A 21,623-nucleotide genomic window follows, 5' to 3' on the forward strand; every position below is an offset into this window, starting at 1 on the left:
GCTCACTCGGCGGTCGCGAAGGACGCCACCCCGTCCCACGCCAGCCACAGGTCTGCGTCGACCTGGTCCTCGTCCGCGACGATCGTGCCCGTCTCGCCGACGTAGAGGCCCAGGTCGCACCGGTGCGCCAGCAGCACCCGGGTCATCCACGCGTGCAGGTCCTCCTTCTCGTCGACGAGCTCCCGCGCGACCGTCCGGAAGTACACCCCGGTCCCGGACGTCTCGATCAAGCTCACCTGGTGGAAACGCGACCCCATTCGCACTCACTCCCCGCATGTGGTTGTATACTCTCTGAATTCGGGACGACTATCTCGTACGTACAGGATGTGCACAAGTCCCGATCGGGTGATGATCGAGGAGAGCGATGACCAGCCCACACCGCAGCGCCGCCCGCATCCAGATCGGCACCACGCTGCGCCGCATGCGCGAAGAGGCGGGCGTGCCCCGGGAGAAGGTGGGCGAGGTCCTGCACTGCACGATGACCAAGATCAGCAACATCGAGAACGCGATCAGCGGCGTCAAGCAGGCCGAGCTGGAGAAGCTCCTGGACCTCTACGGAGCCGACGAGGCGACCCGCGAGGACCTGCTCGCGCTCAACTCCGAGGCCCACCGCCGCCGACCGAAGAGCAAGATCGGCGGCACGATCCAACCCTGGCTGCGCCGCATCCTGGACGTGGAGGCCATCGCCACCGAGGCCCTCTACTCGTCGTTCGAGCTGATCCCCGCCGTGCTCCAGACCGAGGAGTACGCCCGCACGCTGATGACCGGGATCGGCCTCGACGGCGAGGTCCTGGAGAAGAACCTCCGACTGCGCATGGAACGACGAGCGCTGCTGACCGACCGCGAACCGCCGCTGCGGTTGTGGGCGGTGATCGCGGAGCCGGCGTTCCGGGCCAACGTCGGCGGCCCGGAGGTCATGCGGGACCAGCTCAAGCACGTGCTCGCCCTGACCGAGCTGGACAACGTCGTGGTGCAGGTGATGCCGCAAGGGGTCGGGGCCCACGCGTTGACCGGTACTACGCTGACCTTGTTCCGGCTGCCCGAGAAGCTGCCGTCGCTGATCAGCGTCGACACACCGTACGGTGCCCAGTTCGTGGACGGGGTCGACCAGCTGGAGAAGACGAGCCGGTGGTTCGACTACACCCGGGCGAAGGCGTTGGGGGTGGAGGAAAGCCGCGAACTCCTGACCCGGATCACGGAGGAGACCACATGACCCTGAAGCCCGGCGAGTGGACGAAGTTCAGCGGCGGCGGCGACAACTGCGTCGAGGTCATGCGCACGGCCGACGAGGTGCTCGTCCGCAACAGCAACCGGCCTGAAGAAGTCCCACAGCGCTTCACCTTCAGCGAGTGGGACTTCTTCACGCGCGGCGCCAAGCTCGGCGTGTTCGACCTGTAAGACCTGCGAAGGCCGGAAGGGCTACTTCCGGAACGAGATCTGGAGGGTCGGGGCGGAGGTCTCGGCGAAGAAGTCGTTGCCCTTGTCGTCCACCACGACGAACGCCGGGAAGTCCTCCACCTCGATCTTCCAGACCGCTTCCATGCCCAGCTCGGGGTACTCCAGCACCTCGACCTTGCGGATGCAGTCCTGGGCCAGCCGCGCGGCCGGGCCGCCGATCGAGCCCAGGTAGAACCCGCCGTGCGTGGCGCACGCGGACGTCACCTGCTTGGAGCGGTTGCCCTTGGCCAGCATCACCAGCGACCCGCCGGCGGCCTGGAACTGCTCGACGTAGGAGTCCATCCGACCGGCCGTCGTCGGCCCGAACGACCCGGAGGCGTAACCCTCGGGCGTCTTGGCCGGTCCGGCGTAGTACACCGGGTGGTCCTTGAGGTACTGCGGCATCGGCTCGCCCGCGTCCAGCCGCTCCTTGATCTTGGCGTGCGCGATGTCCCGCGCCACCACCAACGGGCCGGTCAACGACACGCGCGTCTTCACCGGCAACGCCGACAGCGTGGCGCGGATCTCCGCCATCGGCCGGGTCAGGTCGATGTTCACGACCTCGTCGGACAGGTTCTCGCCGGTCACGTCGGGCAGGAAGTGCGCCGGGTCGCGTTCCAGCTGCTCCAGGAAGATGCCCTCGGGGGTGATCTTCGCCTTGGCCTGCCGGTCCGCCGAGCACGACACCGCGATGCCGACCGGGCAGGACGCGCCGTGCCGGGGCAGCCGGATCACGCGCACGTCGTGGCAGAAGTACTTGCCGCCGAACTGGGCGCCGATGCCGAAGTTCCGGGTCAGCTCCAGCACCTGCTGCTCCAGGTCGACGTCCCGGAACGCGTGGCCCGCGGCGGAGCCCTCGGTGGGCAGGCCGTCGAGGTAGCGGGCGGACGCGAGCTTGGCGACCTTCAGGTTCTGCTCGGCCGACAGACCGCCGACGACCACGGCGAGGTGGTACGGCGGGCACGCGGCCGTGCCGAGCGAGCGCAGCTTCTCGTCCAGGAACTTGGCCAGCCGCGAGGGGTTCAGCAGCGCCTTCGTCTCCTGGTACAGGAACGTCTTGTTGGCCGAACCGCCGCCCTTGGCCATGAACAGGAACTCGTACTTCGGCTCGACGCCGGGCGCGGTGAACAGGTCGATCTGCGCGGGCAGGTTGGTGCCGGTGTTCTTCTCGTCCCAGAAGGTGACCGGCGCCATCTGCGAGTACCGGAGGTTCAGCTCCTGGTAGGCCTCGAAGATGCCGCGCGACAGGGCCTCTTCGTCGGTCCCGCCGGTGAGCACGGACTCGGTGCGCTTGCCCATCACGATGGCGGTGCCGGTGTCCTGGCACATGGGCAGCACGCCGCCGGCCGAGATGCACGCGTTGCGCAGCAGGTCCATCGCGACGAACCGGTCGTTGCCGCTGGCCTCGGGGTCGTCCACGATCGCGCGCAGCTGGGCCAGGTGCGAGGGCCTCAGCAGGTGCTGGATGTCCCGGATCGCCTCCTTGGCCAGCAGCGTCAACGCCGAGGGCTCGACCTGGAGGAACGTCCGGCCGGCGGCCTCGACGACCGACACCCCGTCCGGCGTCACGAGCCGGTACTCGGTGTGGTTGTCCTTGGCCAGCGGCAGGACGTCGGTGTACTGGAACGTCGGTCCCAACAGGTTCGACGAGGTCACGTCGCGGGCTCCCTTGCGCGCTTCGGGTTCCGCCGAACTTATACCGATCGCGCTCCCGAGTCCGCACGACGTGGTGTGATTCGCGTCGTGGTCGACAGCCTCACCAAGCGCCGGCTCTCCGCCGCCGCCCTCGACGCGTTGGTCCGCCGGGCCCTCGGCGTCCCGCTCGCCGCGCACGTCGAGCTGACCGACGGCATGTTCAACACCGCGTACCGGCTCACCGCGGCCGACGGTCGAGAGACCGTGCTGAAGGTCGCGCCACCGCCGGACGTGCCGCTGCTCACCTACGAGCGGGACCTGATGCGCACGGAGGCGTTGGCGTTCGGGCTGATGGCGGCACGCGGCCTGCCCGTGCCGGAGGTGCTGCTCCACGAAGACGACTTCCTGCTGATGACGGCGCTCAAGGGCGAACCGTGGTCGGCCGCGCGTCCCCGGCTGACCGACGCCGAGCACGGTGCGCTGCGCCGTGAGCTGGGCGCGATCGTCCGCGAGCTGCACACCATCCGGGGTGACGTGTTCGGCTACGCGCAGGGGCCGAACGCGGCGACGTGGCGCGAGGCGTTCACGAAGATGGTGGACGCGGTGCTGGCCGACGCGGACCGGTTCGGCGTGGAGCTGCCCGACGTGCGACCGGCGGTCGAGGCTCGCGCGCACCTGCTGGACGAGGTCACCGAGCCGGTGCTGGTGCACTTCGACCTGTGGGAGGCGAACATCTTCCTCGCCGACGGCCACGTCGAGGGGATCATCGACCCGGAACGGGCGTTGTTCGGCGACCCGTTGGCGGAGATCGCGACGCTGGCGCTGTTCACCGACCTGGACGATGACTTCAAGGCCGGTTACGGCTACGCGGGGTTCAGCGGGGCCGAGGAGACCCGGATCGCGCTCTACCGCGCGTACCTGTGCCTGGTGATGATCGTGGAGGGCGTGCCGCGCGGTTATGCCGGCGAGGAACGCGAGGCGCACGTGCGGTTCTTCCGCGAGAAGCTCGCGGAGTACCTGGAACTGTAGAGAAATGCGGAAGGCCGGGCCGGCCCCCGACCGCCCCGACCTTCCTCAGCGTGCGAGCACCTCCGCGCAATGGGGCGGAGGTGTCGCTTGGCTCGTGTAACGCACGACCGTGCCGTGACTGGCGTCACAAGTCAATCCCGCGCAGCGGTGACCGACCCCTGAATCGTCGCTGTATCGCGTCAGCTCAGCTCGCGTAGGCCCGCAGCTTGGCGGCCCGCTCGCCCTGCCGCAGCTTCGACATGACCTCCCGCTCGATCTGCCGCACCCGCTCCCGCGACAAGCCGAACTGCTTGCCGATCTGGTCCAGCGTGCGCGGCTGGCCGTCCTCCAGGCCGTAGCGCAGCCGGATCACCGCCTGCTCGCGCGGGTCCAACGTGGCCAGCACCCGGCGCAGGTCGTCCTGCAGCAGCCCCGAGATGACCGCGCTCTCCGCGTCCGTGGCGTCGGAGTCCTCGATGAAGTCGCCCAGCGGGGCGTCCTCCTCGGTGCCGACCGGCATGTCCAGGCTCACCGGGTCGCGGGCGTGGTCGAGCAGGTCGACGACCTTCTCCGGCGTCAGGCCCGACTCCTTGGCCAGCTCCTCGTTGGTCGCCTCACGGCCCAGCTGCTGGTGCAGGTCGCGCTTGATCCGGGCGAGCTTGTTGACCTGCTCCACGAGGTGGACGGGCAGCCGGATCGTGCGACCCTGGTCCGCCATTCCCCGCGTGATCGCCTGGCGGATCCACCAGGTCGCGTAGGTCGAGAACTTGAAGCCCTTGGTGTAGTCGAACTTCTCCACCGCGCGGATCAGGCCCAGGTTCCCTTCCTGGATCAGATCGAGCAGCGGCATTCCGCGACCGGTGTATCGCTTCGCAAGCGAAACGACCAACCGGAGATTCGCTTCGAGAAGGTGGTTCTTTGCCACGTGGCCATCGCGGATCAAAGCGCGCAGTTCCCGCCGGCGGTCCTCCGGCAGCTCCGGATGCGTCTCCAGCTTGTGCTGCGCGAAGACGCCCGCCTCGATCCGCTTGGCGAGCTCCACTTCGTCCGCCGCGGTCAGCAGCGCTGTCTTGCCGATCCCGTTCAGGTACACCCGAACCAGGTCTGCGGCGGGTCCCTGGGCGTCGAGGTCCAACTCGGCGCTCGTGGTGGTCGTCTCGTTCCCGACCTGACGGTCGAGGAGCTTCGGGACGGTCATGGAGCTCCCTCCCCCTTGTGTCGCGGGCTGGCAGTGCGGTCGTGTCGCACACTCCGCGCTGCGCTGCGCGGCACACCTTTCGGTGTCTGACACTGGTGGAAACGCGAACCGGGGCGAAATGGTTCCCGCTTCCCACGACCAGAAGACGTCACTGCCGTCACAGCGGTTGCGCCGCGAATCCTGAGGATTGGCTGAGAAGGATCTAGAGTTCCACCAACACGGTGAACGGACCGTCGTTCACACTCCGCACCGACATCATCGCGCCGAACCGTCCCGTTTGTACTCGGGCGCCCTTCCGGCGCAGTTCCGAGACCACCTCCGCGACCAACGGCTCGGCGTGCGCGGGCCGTGCGGCGGCGGTCCACGACGGCCGCCGCCCCTTCCGCGTCTCTCCGTAGAGTGTGAACTGGCTCACCACGAGCAGGGGCGCACCGGTCGTGGCGCACGACTCCTCGTCCCTCAGGACGCGCAGCTCGTAGAGCTTTCGGGCCATGACGTGCGCCTTGTCGGCGTCGTCGTCCACGTGGACGCCGAGCAGGACCAACAGGCCCGGTTCCTCGATCGCCCCCACGACCTCGTCGTCCACGGTGACCGACGCCTCTGTGACACGCGCCACAACCGCTCTCACGCGGGCACCACCATGCCGTGCCGGACGAGGTCGCGGACGATCGGGAGGGCCGACTCGGCGAGCGCGTCGGCGTCCAGGTCGTGGGCGTAGGCCAGCAGGGTGACCAGGTCCTCCAGCGGCAGCGCGCCCCGGAAGCCCGCGAGCAGCTTCGCCGCGGTCTCGTCCAGCTCGTGCTGCCAGCCGGGGCCGTCCACGCGGTGCAGGCGGCGCACGACCGCCTCCCAGCCCTCGTCGGTGGGGGAGGAGACCTCTTCCAGCAGCACGGTCTCGGGCACGGTGAAGCGGGTGCCCAGCAGCTGGGCGTTGTCGGTGGCGCGCAGCCAGGCGACGCGGTCCAGCCAGGCGGCGGACTCGGGGCCCAGCGGGTCGTCGAAGGCGTGGCGGAGGTCTTCGCACACGACCTCGGCGTGCTCGGTGTCCGTGCGGCGGAGCGTGACGAAGCCGAACCCGATGCCCTCGACCTCGTTCTCGGCGAACCAGTCCAGCCAGGCGGCGGCCTTGGCCCGGCCTTCGGCGCCGCGCGGGTCGACGCCCGCGTCACGCAGCCACGTGCCGACGTAGAGGGCGGGGTCGGCGACGTCGCGCTGCACGAACCAGGCGTCCACGCCACCGCGCGGCAGCCACGCGGAGACCCGGTCGGCCCAGTCCTCGCCCTTGCGGTGCAGCCAGGAGGCCAGGAGTTGGCCCACGCCGCCCTCGTTGAGGAACGACGGCATCTGGCGCACGACCAGGGCGCTGGCGTCGTCGCCGGCGAGGCCGGAGTCGCGGTAGGTGTAGTCGACCCGGGGCGGGCCCACGACGAACGGCGGGTTGCAGACGACCTGGTCGAACCGCCGGCCGCGCAGGGGGCCGAACCACTCGCCCTGGCGGAGCTCGACGTCGACCTCGTTGAGCCGGAACGTGCCCGCGGCCAGGGCGAGCGCGCGCTCCGACAGGTCCGTGGCGGTGATCCTGCGCGCGTGCCTGCTCGCGTGCAAAGCCTGGACGCCGCAGCCGGTGCCCAGGTCGAGCAGGGTGTCGACCTGGCGGCGCGACGTGGCGCGGGCGAGGCTGATGGACGCGTGGCCGACGCCGAGCACGTGGTCGGCCGGGACGGGCCCGCCGCGCTGGTCGGCGTCCTGGTCGGCGACGACCCACCAGGAGCCCTCGTCGTCGCCGTAGGGGCGGATGTCCAGCCCGGCGCGCAGCCCGTCGCCGTCACCGCGCAGCACCTCGGCCTTGACGGCGGTGTCCAGGTCGACGTCCGGGAGCGCGGCCCGCACGGCGGCCTCGGGCTCGGTGTCGCCGAGCAGGAACAGCCGGACCAGGGTGCCGAGGGCGCCCGCGTCCCGGGTGGCCCGCCGGGCGGCCTCGGGTTCGCCGCGGCCGAGCGCGGCGTGGGCCTGGGGCCCGAGCACGTCGACCACCCCGTCCGCGTCGTAGTCGGCGGCTCGGAACGCCTCGCGCAGCCGGGTGGTCAGGTCGGCAGAAAGATCAGGGAGCACGCCGTCATGGTCTCGCGCCCCACCCCCGGCCGCCTGACCAGCCCACCCGAACGCCCACCCCACCCGTTCCGAACGCAGGACACGCCGGACCTGAAGGTCCGACGCGCGGGCGCTGAGTGTCGACGCGCGGGTGAGTCGGACGCTCAGGTCCCGCGTGTCGACCACCAGCCGCCCCGAGCGGCGACCGCCCGCACCTCGACCCGGCCGCGACCCGCCTCCCGGATCGCCGCCTCCACCCCGGCCGGCACGACGTCCGGCGCCGCGGCGACGGCCGAGGTCAGCTCGACGCCGAGCGGTTCGAGTTCGGCTTGGACCTGCTGCTCGGCGGGCCGGCGGCGCTCAGGGCGTGATCGCCAGCGTGATGGCCATGGCCAGCCGCTGCTCGGGGTCGTCCAGCGGCAGCGACGTCACCGCCGCCATCCGCTGCATCCGGTAGCGCAGCGTGTTCGGGTGCACCGACAGCACCCGTGCGGCCTCGCGCGAGTCGCCCTGAGCCGCCAACCACGCCCGCAGCGTCGCGGCGTACTGCGTGCCGTGCTCGGCGTCGTGCCGCACGAGGTCCGCCACCGGTCCGCGCGACGGCAACCGCCCGGCCTCCGCCACCGCCGCCAACCGCCGCAACAGCACCCGCGCCCACGCCTGGTCGTACACGATGGGCTCGCCCTCGGACAGGGCCAGGCACTCGTCGGCCTCGCCCCGGGACGCGGGCAGCGACGCGGCGTCCGCCCTGCCACCCACCCCGGCCAGCACGACGGCCTCCGCGGGCAGCTCGCGCCCGAGCGCGCGCACCCAGTCCACCGCCACCGCCGGATCGTCCCCGCACGGCAGCACGGTGTAGAGCACGTTGCCGAACAACGCCGACCGCCCAGGCCGTGACCAGCCGAAACCCGCCGTCGCCCGGGAGAACGCCAGCAGGGCCGCCCCGTGCTCGCCCTCACCGGCGTGCGCCTGCACGGCGATCACCCGCAGGTCGGTCGACGGCAACCCCAGCCGGGCCAGGCCCGCGGGCGAGCCGGAGTCCAACGCCTCGATCACCAGGTCCGCCTCGGCCTGGCGCTCCAGGTCCGCCGACGCCCGCGCCCGCAGCAGGTGCAACGCCGCCGTCCGCGCGCCGTCCACCAGCGCCGCCGCGCGCACCGCGTCCACCGGGTCGTCCACCTCGACCCACACCGAACCGAGCAGCTCGCGCCCGGCCCGCACCGCCACCACCAGCCGCCCGCCGAGCTGGTCGGTCAGCTTCGGCACGAACAGCGGCTCGTCGGACCGGGCCAGGTGGGTGAACACGCCGTACGCGTCCAGGGCCTGCCAGGCCTCCTCCGGCACCCGCCTGCCCAGGATCGTCTGCACCCGAACCGGGTCGACGCCCTGCTGCCGGTAGGAGTACGCCAGCACCCGCGACTGCTGGTCCTCGATCGTCACGGGCCCGCCGACCACCGCCGCGATGACGTCCGCCACCGCGAACAGGTCGCCGGACCCCTGCCCGCCGAGCACGAGCGTCTGCGCGACGTTCGCCAACTGCCCCCACGGCACCGACGGGTCCACCAGCAGCACCGCCGCCCCGGACCTCTTCGCGGCGGCCAGCACCCGCTCGTCCAGCGGCGGCGCGCCGTGCAGCACGACCGCCGCCGCCGACGTGCCGCCGACCAACCGGGCCGCCGCGGCGGGGGAGGGCACGCCCAACCCGAGCAGCACGTCGTCCGCCGCGGCCGTGGTGTGCTCCGCCGGATCGTGCAGCGCCACCCCGCGCAACTCCACGTCACGCCCGCGTGGCGCGCAGCTCAGGTGCGTGCCGAGGCTCCCCAGCACGTCCACCAGGCGATCAAGGGCGACCACAACGGGATCCTAAGGTCACCGGCACGCCCGCGCGGCGGTTGCGGCGGGCCGGCGGAACAGCAAGCAAAAACACACCGGGCAGGTATCCGTCCGGCGCACGCGGTGGGACGATGGGGGCATGGTCAGTCCCGAGCGCGACGGCACACCGGTGCTCATCACCGAGGCGGCGCCCTCCTACGAGGAGCAGCACGCCGCGCGCAAGCGCAAGTACGCGATCATGATGGGCGCCCGCATCCCGTGCCTCATCCTGGCGATGGTCTTCTACCAGACCTGGTGGCTGGCCCTGGCCCTGATCGTGCTGTCCGTGCCGCTGCCGTGGATGGCCGTGCTGATCGCGAACGACCGGCCTCCCCGCAAGGCGGAGAAGGCCAGCCGGTTCGTCAAGGAGCACCGCGCCATCGAGGCGCGCCCGCATCACATCATCGAAGGCTGACGCGCCCCCGAGGGCTGCGCGCCGACCGCGGACACCGCCCGTGCCGCCGCGCGCACCCCGCCCAGCAGCGCGTCCACGCGTGACGCACCGGACAGCCACGCCGTGAGCAACCCGGCGTCGAACGCGTCACCGGCGCCCGTCGAGTCCACGCACTCGACGTCCTCGGCCGGCACGGACACCACGCCGTGGGAGTCCACCCAGCTCGCGCCGTCCGCGCCGGAGGTCAACGCCACCGCGCCCACCACGTCCAGCAGCGCCGCGGCCGACGACGGCTCCGCCGACCCGGTGAGCGCGACCAGCTCCTCGGTGTTGGGCAGCAGCAGGTCGACGCCGCGGATGTCGTCCAGGAACCCGTCGTAGATCAACGCCGACGACTGCGGGTCGACCGACGTGGTCAACCCCGCCTCACGGGCCGCGCGCAGCACCGCCAGCCCCGCGGGCCGCGACGACGCGTCCAGCAGCACGTACCCGGAAAGGTGCAGGTGGGAGGCGTCCCGCAGCAACCCCTCGTCCAGGTCGCCGGGCGAGAAGCGGGCGTTCGCGCCCCGGTCGGGCAGCATGCTGCGCTGACCGGTCTCGTCCACCAGCACCACCACGCAGCAGGTCGCCGCCTCCAGGTCCACGGCGAACGCGCACCGCACCCCCGCCGACGTCAGCTCGGCGTGCACCTGACGGCCGGCCGAGTCCGCGCCGACCCGCGCCACCAGCACCGGCGACGCGCCGCACGCGGCCAGCCACACCGCCGTGTTGGCGCCCGCGCCACCGGGCTCGATGGTCACGGCCGCCCGCGAGTCGCCGCCGTGCACGATCGGGCCCGCGTGCCGGGCCACCACGTCCAGCCCGGCGTCGCCGACGACGACGATCCCGTTCACGCCGCCACCTCGCCGAGGCTCGTCGGGACCACGAGCCCGCTCACGCCGCCAACTCCACGGCCACCGCCGCGGCCAGGGTGGCGTTCGACACGACCAGCGCCTCGTTGGCGTCCAGGCTCACCCCGCCGCTCGCGGTGTGGAAGTGCTCCAGCAGCACGGGCGTGACCTCCTTGCCGTGCACGTTGCGCTCGCGCAGCAGCTCCAGGCCCTCGGACAGCAGCCGTTCGTGCAGGTCGGCGTCCATCTCGAACTCGACCGGGATGGGGTTGGCCAGCAGCACGCCCGCCGTGCCGGGCGCCCCGCGGTGCGCCGCGACCACGGCCGCGGCGTCGGACGCCGAATCGACCCGCCACGGCACGCCGAACTCCGACTCCCGCCGGTAGAACGCGGGGAAGCGGTCCGTGCCGAAGCCGATCACCGGCACCGAACGGGTCTCCAGCAGCTCCAGCGTCGCGCCCATGTCCAGGATCGACTTCACGCCCGAGCACACCACCAGCACCGGCGTCGTGGCCAGCACGTCCAGGTCGGCGGACACGTCCCACGTCTCGCGCGCGCCCCGGTGCACACCGCCCAGGCCGCCGGTGGCGAACACCCCGATGCCGGCGGCGTGCGCCAGCGCGGCCGTGCTCGCGACCGTCGTCGCGCCGTCGCGCTTCAGCGCGTACGCCGCGCCCAGGTCCCGCCGCGACAGCTTGACCAGGTCGTTGGCCGGGTCGCAGACGTAGTCGAGTTCGGCGGGGGTCAACCCGATCTTGGGCACGCCGCCGAGCACGGCGATCGTGGCGGGCACCGCGCCCGCGGCGCGCACCACGCCTTCGAGTCGTTCGGCGACCTCGCGGTTGCGGCCGGGCGGTAGCCCGTGGGACAGGATCGTGCTCTCCAACGCGACCACCGGCCGGTTCTCGGCCAGGGCGGATCGGACCTCTTCGGTGACGCTCGGCTTGCTCACGAGGGGCCATCATCCCAGGTACGCTGTTCGCGTGAGCACGCAGACTCTGCCCGAGGTGGAGACCCGGCCGGAAGGCACGGACCACACCGGGGACGACACCCCGAAGATGTTCCACTACGTGCGCAAGGCCAAGATCGCGGAAAGCGCGGTGATGGGCACGCACGTGGTGGCGTTGTGCGGCGAGGTGTTCCCGGTGACGAAGTCGCCCAAGCCGGGCTCCCCCGTCTGCCCCGAGTGCAAGAAGATCTACGACGGCCTGCCCAAGGGCGGCGGCGAGTAGGACCCGCTAGGACGGCCCCGGCGTCGAGCCGCCGGGGCCCGACCCGTGCCCGCTCACCGGCGTCTCGCGCGCCGCTCGGCGCTCCACCGGCAACGGCACGGTGTGGTTCGCGTCCGCGGGCGACGGCGCGGTGTGCCTGACCTCCGCCGGAGGCGGCGGACCCGGCCGCGCCCGCTTGTCCTCGTCCGAGCGGATCCGCTCGGCGACCCGCTCCAGCTCCAGCCGCTGCCACCGCCGCCGCTGGCGCCGGGTCATCCTCGCCGGCCACATCTCCTGCAACGCGCTGTTGAAGTACGCGCCCAGCGTGATCGCCAGCCCGATCAGGTAGGCGAACAGCAGGAACGCGATCGGCGTCGCCAACGCCCCGTAGGTGTACCCGGTCGTCGTGATCCACCGGATGTAGAGCCGCAGCCCGATGGACGACAGCAGGAACACCGCCATCGCCAGCACGGCGCCCGGCACGAGCCGGTGCCACGGCAGCTTGTTCGGCAGCGACAGCTTGTACAGCGTCGCCAGCGCCAGCACCAGCAGCACCGCCATGCCCGGGTAGTAGAACGCGCTCAGCCACGACTCGATCGTCGGCTGCCAGGAGTCCGGGAACACCTGCGGCAGCAGGTCCGGCCCCAGCGCCACCACCGGCAGGCCGATGATCAGCAGCACCAGGCTCGCCATGTACAGCAGCAGCGCGAAGATCCGCTGCCACACCTCGTTGCGCACGCCGTACTGGTCGTGCGCGGCGGTGATCGCGTCCACGAACGACGACATCGCCGACGAGCCGGCCCACAGCGAGATCAGGAACCCGACCGAGACGATCTCGCCCTTGCCGGTGGTGAGGATCTGGTCGACGGTGGGCACGATCACCCCGTTGACCACGTCCGGGCTGAAGATCGTCCGGCAGGTGGAGATGATCCGGTCCTTGACCGCGCTGACGACCTCGGGCCCGAACCAGTCGCCGAGGTAGCCCAGGCTGCCCAGCAGCCCGAGCAGCAGCGGCGGGAACGACAGGACCTGCCAGAACGCCGCCTCGGCCGCCTCGGAGAAGATGCTGCCGTCCCAGGCCTTGGACAGCGTGCGCGCCAACAGACGCAGGGGCCCCTTGCGACCCGCGCTGCGTGCTGTCTCGTCCCTCGGCGAACCCATCGCAACATCAAGCATGGTGCATGCCGGGTGATTTCGCGGCATCGGCGACCGTGCGTCGCGGGCGGAGCGGGTAGGCTGTCGATGCCCTCGACGGTCACCCGCACCGAGGGCATTTGCGTGTCCACCACCGCAACACCGCCGCACGGTCCCGCGGCACCGCCGCTGATCAGCGCAGAAAGGGTTCGAGGTTGTCGCAACCGCAAGTCGCCACGACCCGTCCCCTTCGTGCCTGGCAGCGCCGCGCGCTGACCAAGTACCTCGCCGCCCGGCCCAAGGACTTCCTGGCCGTCGCCACGCCCGGCGCGGGCAAGACGACGTTCGGCCTGCGCGTCGCCGCCGAGCTGCTGGCCGACCGCACGGTCGAGGCCGTCACGATCGTCACGCCCACCGAGCACCTCAAGCACCAGTGGGCGCAGGCGGCGGCCGAGGCGGGCATCGCGATCGACTCGAACTTCCGCAACACCAACGCGATGACCTCCCGCGACTACCACGGCGTCGCGCTGACCTACGCCCAGGTCGCCGCCCACCCGATGCTGCACCGGGTGCGCACGGAGAACCGCAAGACGCTCGTGCTGCTCGACGAGATCCACCACGGCGGCGACGCCAAGTCGTGGGGCGACGCGATCCGCGAGGCGTTCACGCCAGCGGTGCGGCGGATGTGCCTGACCGGAACGCCGTTCCGCTCGGACGACTCGCCGATCCCGTTCGTCAACTACGAGCCGGGCCCCGACGGCGTGCAGCGCAGCCGCGCGGACCACTCCTACGGCTACTCCGACGCGCTGCGCGACGGCGTCGTCCGGCCGGTGATCTTCCTCGCCTACTCGGGCGAGGCCCAGTGGCGCACCAGCGCGGGCGAGGAGTTCTCCGCCCGGCTCGGCGAACCGCTGACGCAGGAGCAGACGGCGCGGGCGTGGCGGGTGGCGCTCGACCCGACGGGCGAGTGGATGCCGTCGGTGCTCAAGGCCGCCGACATGCGCCTGACCCAGCTGCGCCAGGGCGGCATGCCGGACGCGGGCGGCCTGGTGATCGCCACCGACCAGACCGTGGCCAAGGCCTACGCCGAGATCCTCAAGCGCACCACCGGCCACGACGCCACCCTCGTGCTGTCCGACGACCCGAAGGCGTCCGGCCGGATCGCCGAGTTCGCCGCCTCGCAGGACCGCTGGCTGATCGCGGTCCGCATGGTGTCCGAAGGCGTGGACGTGCCGCGGCTGGCCGTCGGCGTGTACGCGACCAGCGCCTCGACGCCCCTGTTCTTCGCCCAGGCCGTCGGCCGGTTCGTGCGGCAGCGGGCCAGGGGCGAGACGGCCAGCGTGTTCCTGCCCAGCGTGCCGGTCCTGCTCGGGCTGGCCAGCGAGCTCGAGCAGCAGCGCGACCACGTGCTCGGCAAGCCGCACCGGGAGAAGGACGGCTGGGACGACGAGCTGCTGGCCCAGGCCAACCAGGCCAAGGACGAGCCGGGCGAGGAGGAGAAGGCGTTCACCGCGCTGGGCGCCTCCGCCGAGCTCGACCAGGTGATCTACGACGGCTCGTCGTTCGGCACGGCCGCGTTCGCGGGCAGCGACGAGGAGCAGGAGTACCTGGGGCTGCCGGGCCTGCTGGAGCCCGACCAGGTGCGCGCCCTGCTGCGGCAGCGCCAGGAGAAGCAGCTGGTCGAGGCCAGCAAGCGCCAGGTCGCCGCGCCGGCGCCGCCACCGGCCGCGACCCGCCCGGCGAGCGTGCAGGAACGGCTGGCGCAGCTGCGCAAGGAGCTCAACACCCTCGTGGCCATGCACCACCACCGCACGAAGAAGCCGCACGGCAAGATCCACAACCAGCTGCGCGAGTACTGCGGGGGCCCGCCGACGGCGATGGCCAGCATCGAACAGCTCGAGGAGCGGATCGCCACGCTGCGCTCGTGGTGACCTTTGTTGTGACCTGCCGTAACCGGTTACTGCATTAGACGTAGTCAGATGTCCGTTCGGTTACCTCGTCGTTAGCGCATCGTGCCTACTTTACCGGTCAAGTGTGCTTCCGGTCACCGCCTGTCCCGGCATACGTTGTGCGCCACAACATTTACGCTCCTGCGTGAAAGGGATGGCGGATGCGCAGCAAGAGCCTCGCTCTCATCGCCCTTGGCACCGGCCTTGCCGTTGCCATGACGGCATGTGGCGCCAACACGTCCGGCGGGAACACCCCCGCGTCGGACACCAACACGAACAGCGGCTCGGGCGGCGCGAAGGTCGGCGTCATCCTCCCCGAGACCGCCAGCTCCGCGCGCTGGGAGGGCTTCGACAAGCCGCTCCTGAAGAAGGCGCTGGAGGCCGAGGGCCTCCAGGCGGACATCCAGAACGCCCAGGGCGACGTGCAGAAGTTCTCCACGCTCGCCGACGGCATGATCAACGCCGGCGTCAAGGTGCTGATCATCGCCACGCCGAACAGCGAGATCGGCGCGACGGTCGCGAAGAAGGCCGAGGCGCAGGGCATCCCGGTCATCGACTACGACCGGCTGAACCTGGGCGGCAGCTCGAAGTACTACGTCTCGTTCGACAACGAGAAGGTCGGCGAGCTGCAGGGCCAGGGCCTCGTCGAGGGCCTCGCCGCGCTGGCGCCGGGCAAGAAGCCGGCCGAGATCATCGAGATCGAGGGCGCGCCGACGGACAACAACGCGACGCTGTTCTACAACGGCCAGCAGAAGGTCCTCAAGCCCAAGTACGAGGCCGGCGACCTGAAGCTCGTCCAGTCGAAGCCGATCGACAAGTGGGACAACCAGGTCGGTGGCACCACCTTCGAGCAGATCCTGACCGGCAACGGCCAGAAGGTGGACGGCGTCGTCGCCGCCAACGACGGCCTCGCGGGCGCGATCATCACCGTGCTGAAGAAGTACGGCCTGAACGGCAAGGTCCCGGTCACCGGCCAGGACGCCACCCCGGAGGGCCTGCAGGCCATCCTGCGCGGCGACCAGTTCATGACCGTGTTCAAGCCGATCAACGAGGAGGCCGAGGCCACTGCCAAGCTGGCCGCCGCGCTGGCCAAGAACGACACCGCCGCCGCGGACAAGATCGCCACCGCGTCCGTCAACGACCCCACGGGCAAGCGTGAGGTCAAGTCCGTGCTGCTCACGCCGCAGCTGATCACCAAGGACAAGGTCAAGGTCGTCATCGACGCCGGCTTCGTCAAGGCGTCGGAGGTCTGCGTCGCCGACCTGGCCGCCGTCTGCACCGAGCTCGGCATCAAGTAAGTCAAGGCTCGCGCCGGGGCGGGGTGTGCCAGACGCACCCCGTTCCGGCGCGCCCACCCACGTGTGGGGCTGCACCCGAGAACGGGTTGGACCCCTTCAGACGGGTTAGACGGAGGAATTCCAGTGAGCGAGCCGATCCTCGAGCTGCGCGGCATCAACAAGAGCTTCGGTCCCGTGCACGTCCTGCACGACATCGACTTCGACGTGCACCCGGGCCAGGTGACCGCCCTCGTCGGCGACAACGGCGCGGGCAAGTCGACGTTGGTCAAGTGCATCGCGGGCATCCACCCGACCGACTCCGGTCAGGTCCTGTTCGACGGCGAGGAAGTGCACATCCACGGCCCGCGTGACGCCGCGCACCTGGGCATCGAGGTCGTCTACCAGGACCTCGCGCTGTGCGACAACCTCGACATCGTGCAGAACATGTTCCTCGGCCGGGAACGCGGCAAGCTGGGCATGCTCGACGAGGCCGACATGGAGCAGGCCGCCCGCAAGACGCTGACCTCGCTGTCGGTGCGCACGGTCAAGTCGGTGCGCACGCAGGTCGCGTCGCTGTCCGGCGGCCAGCGGCAGACCGTGGCCATCGCCAAGGCCGTGCTGTGGAACAGCAAGGTCGTGCTGCTGGACGAGCCGACCGCGGCGCTGGGCGTCGCGCAGACCCGCCAGGTCCTCGACCTGGTGCGCCGGCTGGCCGAGCAGGGCCTGGGTGTCGTGCTGATCAGCCACAACATGAACGACGTGTTCGAGGTCGCGGACCGCATCGCGTGCCTGTACCTGGGCCGGATGGCGGCCGAGGTCAACACCAAGGACGTCACCCACGGCCAGGTGGTCGAGCTGATCACCGCCGGCCGCTCCGGGGACCTGGGCATCGCCCGCCCCGAAACCGCGACCATCTGATGCCTGCCTCGGATCGACACCGGCACAGCAAAGCTCCCCACGACGAGGAACGCAGCATGTCCAACACCACGAGCGAGACCGCACCGGACGCGCCCCAGGGCGCGGCGATCTCCGACTTCGGCATCGACACCACGTCCCAGTCCACCGGCGAGGCGGTGCGCGACTACGCGGCCCGGCTGCGCGGCGGCGAACTCGGCTCCCTGCCCGCGCTGCTCGGCGTGGTCGTGCTGCTGATCGTGTTCAGCTCCCTCGCGGACACCTTCCTCACCCTGGGCAACATCGCCAACCTCCTCGCGCAGGGCGCGAGCGTCGTGATCATCGCCATGGGCCTGGTGTTCGTCCTGCTCCTGGGCGAGATCGACCTGTCCGCGGGCACCGCGTCCGGCGTCACCGCCTCGGTGATGGCGCTGCACCTGATCCACGGCGGCAACCTGCTCGGGGGCATGGGCGACACCGTCTTCTACCTCTTCTGCGGCCTGCTGGCGCTGGCCGCCGTGCTGGCCGGGATCATGCGCATCTGGGCGGGCGTCGCCCTGTCGGTGGTGGCACTGGCCGTCGCCCTGATCGGCGTGCCCGCCAACCCGTGGGTCGAGATGCTGCTGGCCGTCTGCGTCGGCGCCGCCATCGGCTGCATCACCGGCTTCCTCGTCGCCCGCGTCGGCATCCCGTCGTTCGTGGTGACCCTGGCGCTGTTCCTGGCCTGGGGCGGCGTCATCCTCCAGTTCATCGGCGAGGGCGGCACGCTCGGCCTGCGCGACGACATCATCTTCAACGTCGCCAACGGCAACCTGAGCACGGCGGGCTCGTGGGCGCTGTTCGTCCTCGCTGCGGGCGGCTACGGTGCGGTCGTGCTCGGCCGCCACTTCAGCAGGTTGCGCCGCGGCCTGGTCGCGTCGCCCACCCCGATCGTGCTGGTCAAGGTCGGCGCGGTCCTCGTGCTGGGCGCGGTGGCCACCTACGCGCTGACGCTCAACCGCTCCAAGAGCGACCTCGTGGTGATCACCGGCGTGCCGTTCGTGGTGCCGATCGTGCTCGTGCTGCTGGTCATCGGCACGTTCGTGCTCGAACGCACCCGCTACGGCCGGCACGTCTACGCCGTCGGCGGCAACCAGGAAGCGGCCCGCCGCGCCGGCATCAACGTGGCGCAGATCCGGATGAGCGTGTTCGTGATCGCCTCCTCGATGGCGGCCATCGGCGCGATCGTCTACTCCTCGAAGGTCGGCTCGGTCGACCCGAACGCCGGTGGCGGCAACACGCTGCTGATGGCGGTCGGCGCGGCCGTGATCGGCGGCACGTCGCTGTTCGGCGGCAAGGGCAAGCTGCGCGACGCGGTCATCGGTGGCGCGGTGCTCGCGATCATCCAGAACGGCATGGGCCTGCTCGACCAGCCCGCCGCCGTGGTGTTCATCGTGACCGGCCTGGTGCTGCTCCTGGCCGCGAGCGTCGACGCGCTGTCCCGCCGCCGGGCGGCGTCCGCCGTCCGCTGACGTGAGCACACCGACCGCGGGAGCCCGACCCGACGAGGTCCGCAGGCACAACCGAACGGCGCTGCTGCGCCGACTGCACGTGGACGGGCCCTCCACCAGGGCGTCGCTGGCGGCTGAGCTGGGCCTCAACCGCAGCACGATCAAAGCCCTGGTGGACGGCCTGGCCGAGTCCGGCGTGGTGGCCGAACGCGTGCCGGCGCAGCGCTCCGGCGCCGGCCGGCCGTCACTGCTCGTGCTGCCGCAGCCGCACGCGGCCGTGGTGATGGCCATCGACGTCCGCGTCGAGCAGGTGGCGATGGCCATGGTCGGCCTCGGCGGCGACATCCTCGGCCGGGACTCGTGGAACCTGCACCACCGGTCCCGCGACCCCGGCGAGGTGATCACGCACATCGCCGACTCGGCCAAGCTCCTGGCCGACGAGCTCGACGTGCGGGCGGTCGGCGTCGGCGTCTCGGTGCCCGGTGTGGTGCGCCGCGCCGACGGCCTCGTGCACGAGGCGCCGAACCTGCACTGGACCGACGTGGCGCTGGGCGAGCGGCTGTCGTCGGTGCTCAAGGTCCCCGTCCAGGTCGGCAACGACGCCGAGCTGGGCGCCTTGGCCGAGCACGTGCGCGGCGCGGCCCGCGGTTCGTCGGACGTGGTCTACATCTCCGCCGACGTCGGCATCGGCGGCGGCGTGATCTCCAGCGGCCAGCCGCTGCGCGGCACCGGCGGGTACGTCGGCGAACTGGGGCACATGGTCGTGCGCCCCGGCGGCCGTCGGTGCTACTGCGGCTGCCAGGGCTGCTGGGAGACCGAGGTCGGCGAGGCGGCGCTGTGCCGTGCCCTGTCCCTGCCGGAGGACGCGCCGCGCGGCACGGTGGTGGCGGAGCTGCGGTCGCTGGCCGGCTCGCCGGACAGCGTCGCGCACCGGTTGGGCGAGTTCACCGAGTGGCTGGCCATGGGGTTGATCACGGTGGTCAACATGCTCGGGCCGGAACTGGTGGTGCTGGGCGACTTGTTCACCGCGCTGCCGGAGTCGTTGGTGGACCAGCTGCGGCGCACCGTGCAGCAGCGGTCGTTGGTGTCACGCGCGGTCGGCGGCACCAGGATCGTCTCGTCGCCCCTCGGCCGTGACGCCAAGCTCGTCGGCGCCGCCGAGCTCGCCTTCGAGCCCGTCCTGGGCGAGGTCTGACCACTCCCGGACCGCTCGTCGGATGATCACCGTCTCGGGGTGGTCGGGCCCGAGCACCCTGACGTGGTCGGCGAGCAGTTCCCGCGTCTCGGCCACCGCGGTCGCGAGGTCCCCGGACTTCAAGCGGGCGAGCGCGAGGTTGAACCGGGTCATGAGGGTGTCGGGGTGCTCGCCCGCCATCCCGCGCCACGCGGCCAGGTTGTAGCGGGCGGTGAGGGTCTGCGGGTGGTCCGGCCCGAGCGCGCGGACGTGGTCGGCCACCACCCGTTCGAACTCGGCGATCGCCCCCGCTTGGTCGCCCGCCGCGGCCCGCCACCCGGCCAGGTTGTGCCGGGTGCCGAGGGTGTGCTGGTGGTCGGGGCCCAAGACCTCGATCCGGTGGGCGAGGATCCGTTCGAGCTCGGCGATCGCCCCAGCGTGATCGCCGCTCCGGGCGAGCCAGTGCGCGTGGTTGCTGCGCGCGGCGAGGGTGTTCACGTCGTCGGGACCCAGGATCCGGGTCGTGTCGGCCACCAACCGCTCGTCCTCGGCGACGGCCTCGTCGTGCCGCCCCGCCCGGCCGGTCCAGGTGGCGATCTCGTTGCGCGCGGCCAAGCCGTCCCCGTGGTCGGGCCCGAGGTGGTGCTCAGCCTGTCGTCGCAGCTCGCGGAAGTAGTCGATGGCGTCGGTGTGCAGGCCCGCCTCGCCCAAGGACCTGCCCGAGTGGAACAGGATCGCGTGGCCCGTGGGCTGCCAGAGCGCCGGTGTGGTGTTGGTGTGGAGGGCTGCCGCGGCGGACCGCAACGTGCCGGCCAGCGCGCTGTTCGCCTCGTACCCCGGCCAGGTCAGCAGGAGCGCGTCCGCGGCGAGGTGGGCCAGGGGAGTGAGGCGTGCCGGCTCGACGGTGTCGCGGACCGCGCGCTGGAGCAGGGCGTGCGCCTGGATCGTGCTGCTGTCGAGCGTGATGAGGCTCAGCCGGTGCAGGCAGCCGAGAGCGTCGTGGACGTCGTCGGCGCCGGCGGCCAGGTGCGCCAGGACGTTGCCGGCCGTGAGCACGGCGACCGGGGTGCCTGCCGGGTCGAGCAGGCTGACGATCTCCAGCAGTGGCCGCGCGAGCCCTGCCGGGCGCAGCGCGTCGGCGCGTTCGATCGACAACGACCAGGTCGCCGCGACCGTGGCCCGGTGCTCGTCGGGCAGTTCGCCCTCCTCCGGCAGCACCTGGGCCAGGGAACGGCGGTCGGCCAAGCGTTTGCGGTAGTCGGCGACGGTGAGCAGCGGCTTGTCCGCGATGAACGCCGCCGCCTGCGCCAAGGCCAGCGGCAGGTGGCCCAGGTCGTCCGCCAGGGCCGCGAGCTGGTCGTGGCCGGGGAGCTTCGCGGTCAGGTAGGCCAGTGACTCGGCCTCGGTGAACACGCCCACCTCGACCAACCGGCGGTCGTCGTGGGACAGCGCGGCGTCACGGCGCCGGGTCGTCACGACGACCTGGCCGGTCGGGGTGTTCGGCGGCCACAAGCCCTTGAGGTCGGCGGGGTCCTGGACGTCGTCGAGGACGACCAGCCACCGCCGGCCCGTCGAGCTGAGCCACGTCTGGAAGGCGGCCGCCGCGTCCTCGGGCGTGCCACCGGGATCGAGCCGGACCCGGCCGGCCGCGTCCGCGTAGGCGCTGATCACGGCGACCCGCGTCACGGCGGCGATCCACACCACCAGGTCCACCGACTCGTCCCGCCACACCGCGTGCGCGTGGCGTGCGGCCACCTGGGACTTGCCCACACCGCCCAAACCGGACAGCACCGCGGACGTCCCGGCCAACCGGGACTCGGCTTCCCGGTGCTGGTACCGGTCCGCGACCGGCGGCAGCACGCCGACCCGCACGGGCCACGTCACCGGCGCTGCCGGCGGCAGGTGGAGGTGCTGGGTGTTCCCGTCACCGACCTGCACGCCGACGTTGTCGTGGACCTGCACGGCGGAG

At 71.6% G+C, this 21,623-nt stretch carries 20 protein-coding genes; 10 read left to right on the plus strand and 10 right to left on the minus strand.

The features are described 5' to 3' along the window. Window positions 1–2: 2 nt before the first annotated feature. A complete protein-coding gene (locus ACZ7GX_RS07700) occupies window positions 3–236 on the minus strand; it encodes a hypothetical protein (RefSeq protein ID WP_498774002.1) in 234 nt (77 codons plus the stop codon). Between the two features lie 128 nt (window positions 237–364). Between ACZ7GX_RS07700 and ACZ7GX_RS07705 the strand changes: the two genes are divergently transcribed. Then, window positions 365–1,213, plus strand: coding sequence for a helix-turn-helix domain-containing protein (locus ACZ7GX_RS07705; RefSeq protein WP_498774004.1), 849 nt, complete (start codon window positions 365–367; stop codon window positions 1,211–1,213). Next, window positions 1,210–1,398, plus strand: coding sequence for a DUF397 domain-containing protein (locus tag ACZ7GX_RS07710; RefSeq protein ID WP_498774006.1), 189 nt, complete (start codon window positions 1,210–1,212; stop codon window positions 1,396–1,398). Before ACZ7GX_RS07705 ends, ACZ7GX_RS07710 begins: the two co-directional genes overlap by 4 nt. Window positions 1,399–1,419: 21 nt before the next feature. On the opposite strand, the gene ACZ7GX_RS07715 is transcribed toward ACZ7GX_RS07710, so the two are convergent. After that, window positions 1,420–3,078: a fumarate hydratase gene (locus tag ACZ7GX_RS07715; RefSeq protein WP_498774094.1), complete on the minus strand. Its 1,659-nt coding sequence runs from the start codon at window positions 3,076–3,078 to the stop codon at window positions 1,420–1,422. A 102-nt stretch (window positions 3,079–3,180) separates the two neighbouring features. On the opposite strand from ACZ7GX_RS07715, the gene ACZ7GX_RS07720 reads away from it, so the two are divergent. After that, window positions 3,181–4,101, plus strand: coding sequence for a phosphotransferase family protein (locus ACZ7GX_RS07720; RefSeq protein ID WP_498774008.1), 921 nt, complete (start codon window positions 3,181–3,183; stop codon window positions 4,099–4,101). A 184-nt stretch (window positions 4,102–4,285) separates the two neighbouring features. On the opposite strand, the gene ACZ7GX_RS07725 is transcribed toward ACZ7GX_RS07720, so the two are convergent. From ACZ7GX_RS07725 to ACZ7GX_RS07740, 4 genes are all read right to left on the minus strand, one after another. After that, window positions 4,286–5,278 carry a sigma-70 family RNA polymerase sigma factor gene (locus ACZ7GX_RS07725; protein ID WP_498774010.1) on the minus strand — a complete coding sequence of 331 codons (993 nt, stop codon included), beginning with the start codon at window positions 5,276–5,278 and terminating at the stop codon, window positions 4,286–4,288. 202 nt (window positions 5,279–5,480) lie between these two features. Then, window positions 5,481–5,906: a D-aminoacyl-tRNA deacylase gene (gene dtd / locus ACZ7GX_RS07730; protein WP_498774012.1), complete on the minus strand. Its 426-nt coding sequence runs from the start codon at window positions 5,904–5,906 to the stop codon at window positions 5,481–5,483. Continuing rightward, on the minus strand, window positions 5,903–7,390 hold the full coding sequence (locus ACZ7GX_RS07735; RefSeq protein WP_498774014.1) for a DUF7782 domain-containing protein: 1,488 nt from the start codon (window positions 7,388–7,390) through the stop codon (window positions 5,903–5,905). The genes dtd and ACZ7GX_RS07735 overlap by 4 nt, the downstream gene beginning before the upstream one ends. Window positions 7,391–7,729: 339 nt before the next feature. Beyond that, on the minus strand, window positions 7,730–9,223 hold the full coding sequence (locus tag ACZ7GX_RS07740) for a PucR family transcriptional regulator (RefSeq protein ID WP_498774016.1): 1,494 nt from the start codon (window positions 9,221–9,223) through the stop codon (window positions 7,730–7,732). Between the two features lie 118 nt (window positions 9,224–9,341). On the opposite strand from ACZ7GX_RS07740, the gene ACZ7GX_RS07745 reads away from it, so the two are divergent. Continuing rightward, window positions 9,342–9,656, plus strand: coding sequence for a DUF3099 domain-containing protein (locus tag ACZ7GX_RS07745; protein ID WP_230566574.1), 315 nt, complete (start codon window positions 9,342–9,344; stop codon window positions 9,654–9,656). Here the strand turns inward: ACZ7GX_RS07745 and ACZ7GX_RS07750 are convergent. Together ACZ7GX_RS07750 and ACZ7GX_RS07755 are read right to left on the minus strand one after the other, a co-directional pair. Further along, complete coding sequence (locus tag ACZ7GX_RS07750) at window positions 9,638–10,528, minus strand: carbohydrate kinase family protein (protein WP_498774018.1); 891 nt, start codon at window positions 10,526–10,528, stop codon at window positions 9,638–9,640. The two genes, ACZ7GX_RS07745 and ACZ7GX_RS07750, sit on opposite strands and share 19 nt — an antisense overlap. Before the next feature lie 40 nt (window positions 10,529–10,568). After that, window positions 10,569–11,477: a pseudouridine-5'-phosphate glycosidase gene (locus ACZ7GX_RS07755; RefSeq protein WP_498774020.1), complete on the minus strand. Its 909-nt coding sequence runs from the start codon at window positions 11,475–11,477 to the stop codon at window positions 10,569–10,571. Between the two features lie 31 nt (window positions 11,478–11,508). Between ACZ7GX_RS07755 and ACZ7GX_RS07760 the strand changes: the two genes are divergently transcribed. Beyond that, window positions 11,509–11,757 carry a DUF3039 domain-containing protein gene (locus ACZ7GX_RS07760; RefSeq protein WP_141978007.1) on the plus strand — a complete coding sequence of 83 codons (249 nt, stop codon included), beginning with the start codon at window positions 11,509–11,511 and terminating at the stop codon, window positions 11,755–11,757. A gap of 6 nt (window positions 11,758–11,763) precedes the next feature. Here the strand turns inward: ACZ7GX_RS07760 and ACZ7GX_RS07765 are convergent, their stop codons facing one another. Then, window positions 11,764–12,912, minus strand: a complete 1,149-nt coding sequence (locus tag ACZ7GX_RS07765) for a YihY/virulence factor BrkB family protein (protein ID WP_498774022.1) — start codon at window positions 12,910–12,912, stop codon at window positions 11,764–11,766. Window positions 12,913–13,085: 173 nt separating this feature from the next. Between ACZ7GX_RS07765 and ACZ7GX_RS07770 the strand changes: the two genes are divergently transcribed. From ACZ7GX_RS07770 to ACZ7GX_RS07790, 5 genes are all read left to right on the plus strand, one after another. Further along, a complete protein-coding gene (locus tag ACZ7GX_RS07770) occupies window positions 13,086–14,801 on the plus strand; it encodes a DEAD/DEAH box helicase (protein WP_498774024.1) in 1,716 nt (571 codons plus the stop codon). A 179-nt stretch (window positions 14,802–14,980) separates the two neighbouring features. Further along, window positions 14,981–16,117, plus strand: coding sequence for a sugar ABC transporter substrate-binding protein (locus ACZ7GX_RS07775; RefSeq protein WP_498774026.1), 1,137 nt, complete (start codon window positions 14,981–14,983; stop codon window positions 16,115–16,117). A 123-nt stretch (window positions 16,118–16,240) separates the two neighbouring features. Further along, window positions 16,241–17,014 carry an ATP-binding cassette domain-containing protein gene (locus ACZ7GX_RS07780; protein ID WP_360460122.1) on the plus strand — a complete coding sequence of 258 codons (774 nt, stop codon included), beginning with the start codon at window positions 16,241–16,243 and terminating at the stop codon, window positions 17,012–17,014. A 56-nt stretch (window positions 17,015–17,070) separates the two neighbouring features. Further along, window positions 17,071–18,501, plus strand: a complete 1,431-nt coding sequence (locus tag ACZ7GX_RS07785; protein WP_498774029.1) for a sugar ABC transporter permease — start codon at window positions 17,071–17,073, stop codon at window positions 18,499–18,501. Window position 18,502: 1 nt separating this feature from the next. Then, window positions 18,503–19,675: an ROK family protein gene (locus ACZ7GX_RS07790; protein ID WP_498774031.1), complete on the plus strand. Its 1,173-nt coding sequence runs from the start codon at window positions 18,503–18,505 to the stop codon at window positions 19,673–19,675. Here the strand turns inward: ACZ7GX_RS07790 and ACZ7GX_RS07795 are convergent. Next, a complete protein-coding gene (locus ACZ7GX_RS07795) occupies window positions 19,568–21,616 on the minus strand; it encodes a tetratricopeptide repeat protein (RefSeq protein ID WP_498774033.1) in 2,049 nt (682 codons plus the stop codon). The genes ACZ7GX_RS07790 and ACZ7GX_RS07795 overlap by 108 nt on opposite strands. Window positions 21,617–21,623: the final 7 nt, after the last annotated feature.

The organism is Actinosynnema sp. NPDC037264, assembly GCF_055603705.1.

What these genes read in the sequence shown, in the direction of transcription:
- ACZ7GX_RS07705 (WP_498774004.1), top strand. Translation starts at nt 365, where the DNA reads ATGACCAGCCCACACCGCAGCGCCGCCCGCATCCAGATCGGCACCACG.
- ACZ7GX_RS07710 (WP_498774006.1), top strand. Translation starts at nt 1,210, where the DNA reads ATGACCCTGAAGCCCGGCGAGTGGACGAAGTTCAGCGGCGGCGGCGAC.
- ACZ7GX_RS07725 (WP_498774010.1), bottom strand. Translation starts at nt 5,278, where the DNA reads ATGACCGTCCCGAAGCTCCTCGACCGTCAGGTCGGGAACGAGACGACC.
- ACZ7GX_RS07745 (WP_230566574.1), top strand. Translation starts at nt 9,342, where the DNA reads ATGGTCAGTCCCGAGCGCGACGGCACACCGGTGCTCATCACCGAGGCG.
- ACZ7GX_RS07765 (WP_498774022.1), bottom strand. Translation starts at nt 12,912, where the DNA reads ATGCTTGATGTTGCGATGGGTTCGCCGAGGGACGAGACAGCACGCAGC.
- ACZ7GX_RS07775 (WP_498774026.1), top strand. Translation starts at nt 14,981, where the DNA reads ATGCGCAGCAAGAGCCTCGCTCTCATCGCCCTTGGCACCGGCCTTGCC.
- ACZ7GX_RS07785 (WP_498774029.1), top strand. Translation starts at nt 17,071, where the DNA reads ATGTCCAACACCACGAGCGAGACCGCACCGGACGCGCCCCAGGGCGCG.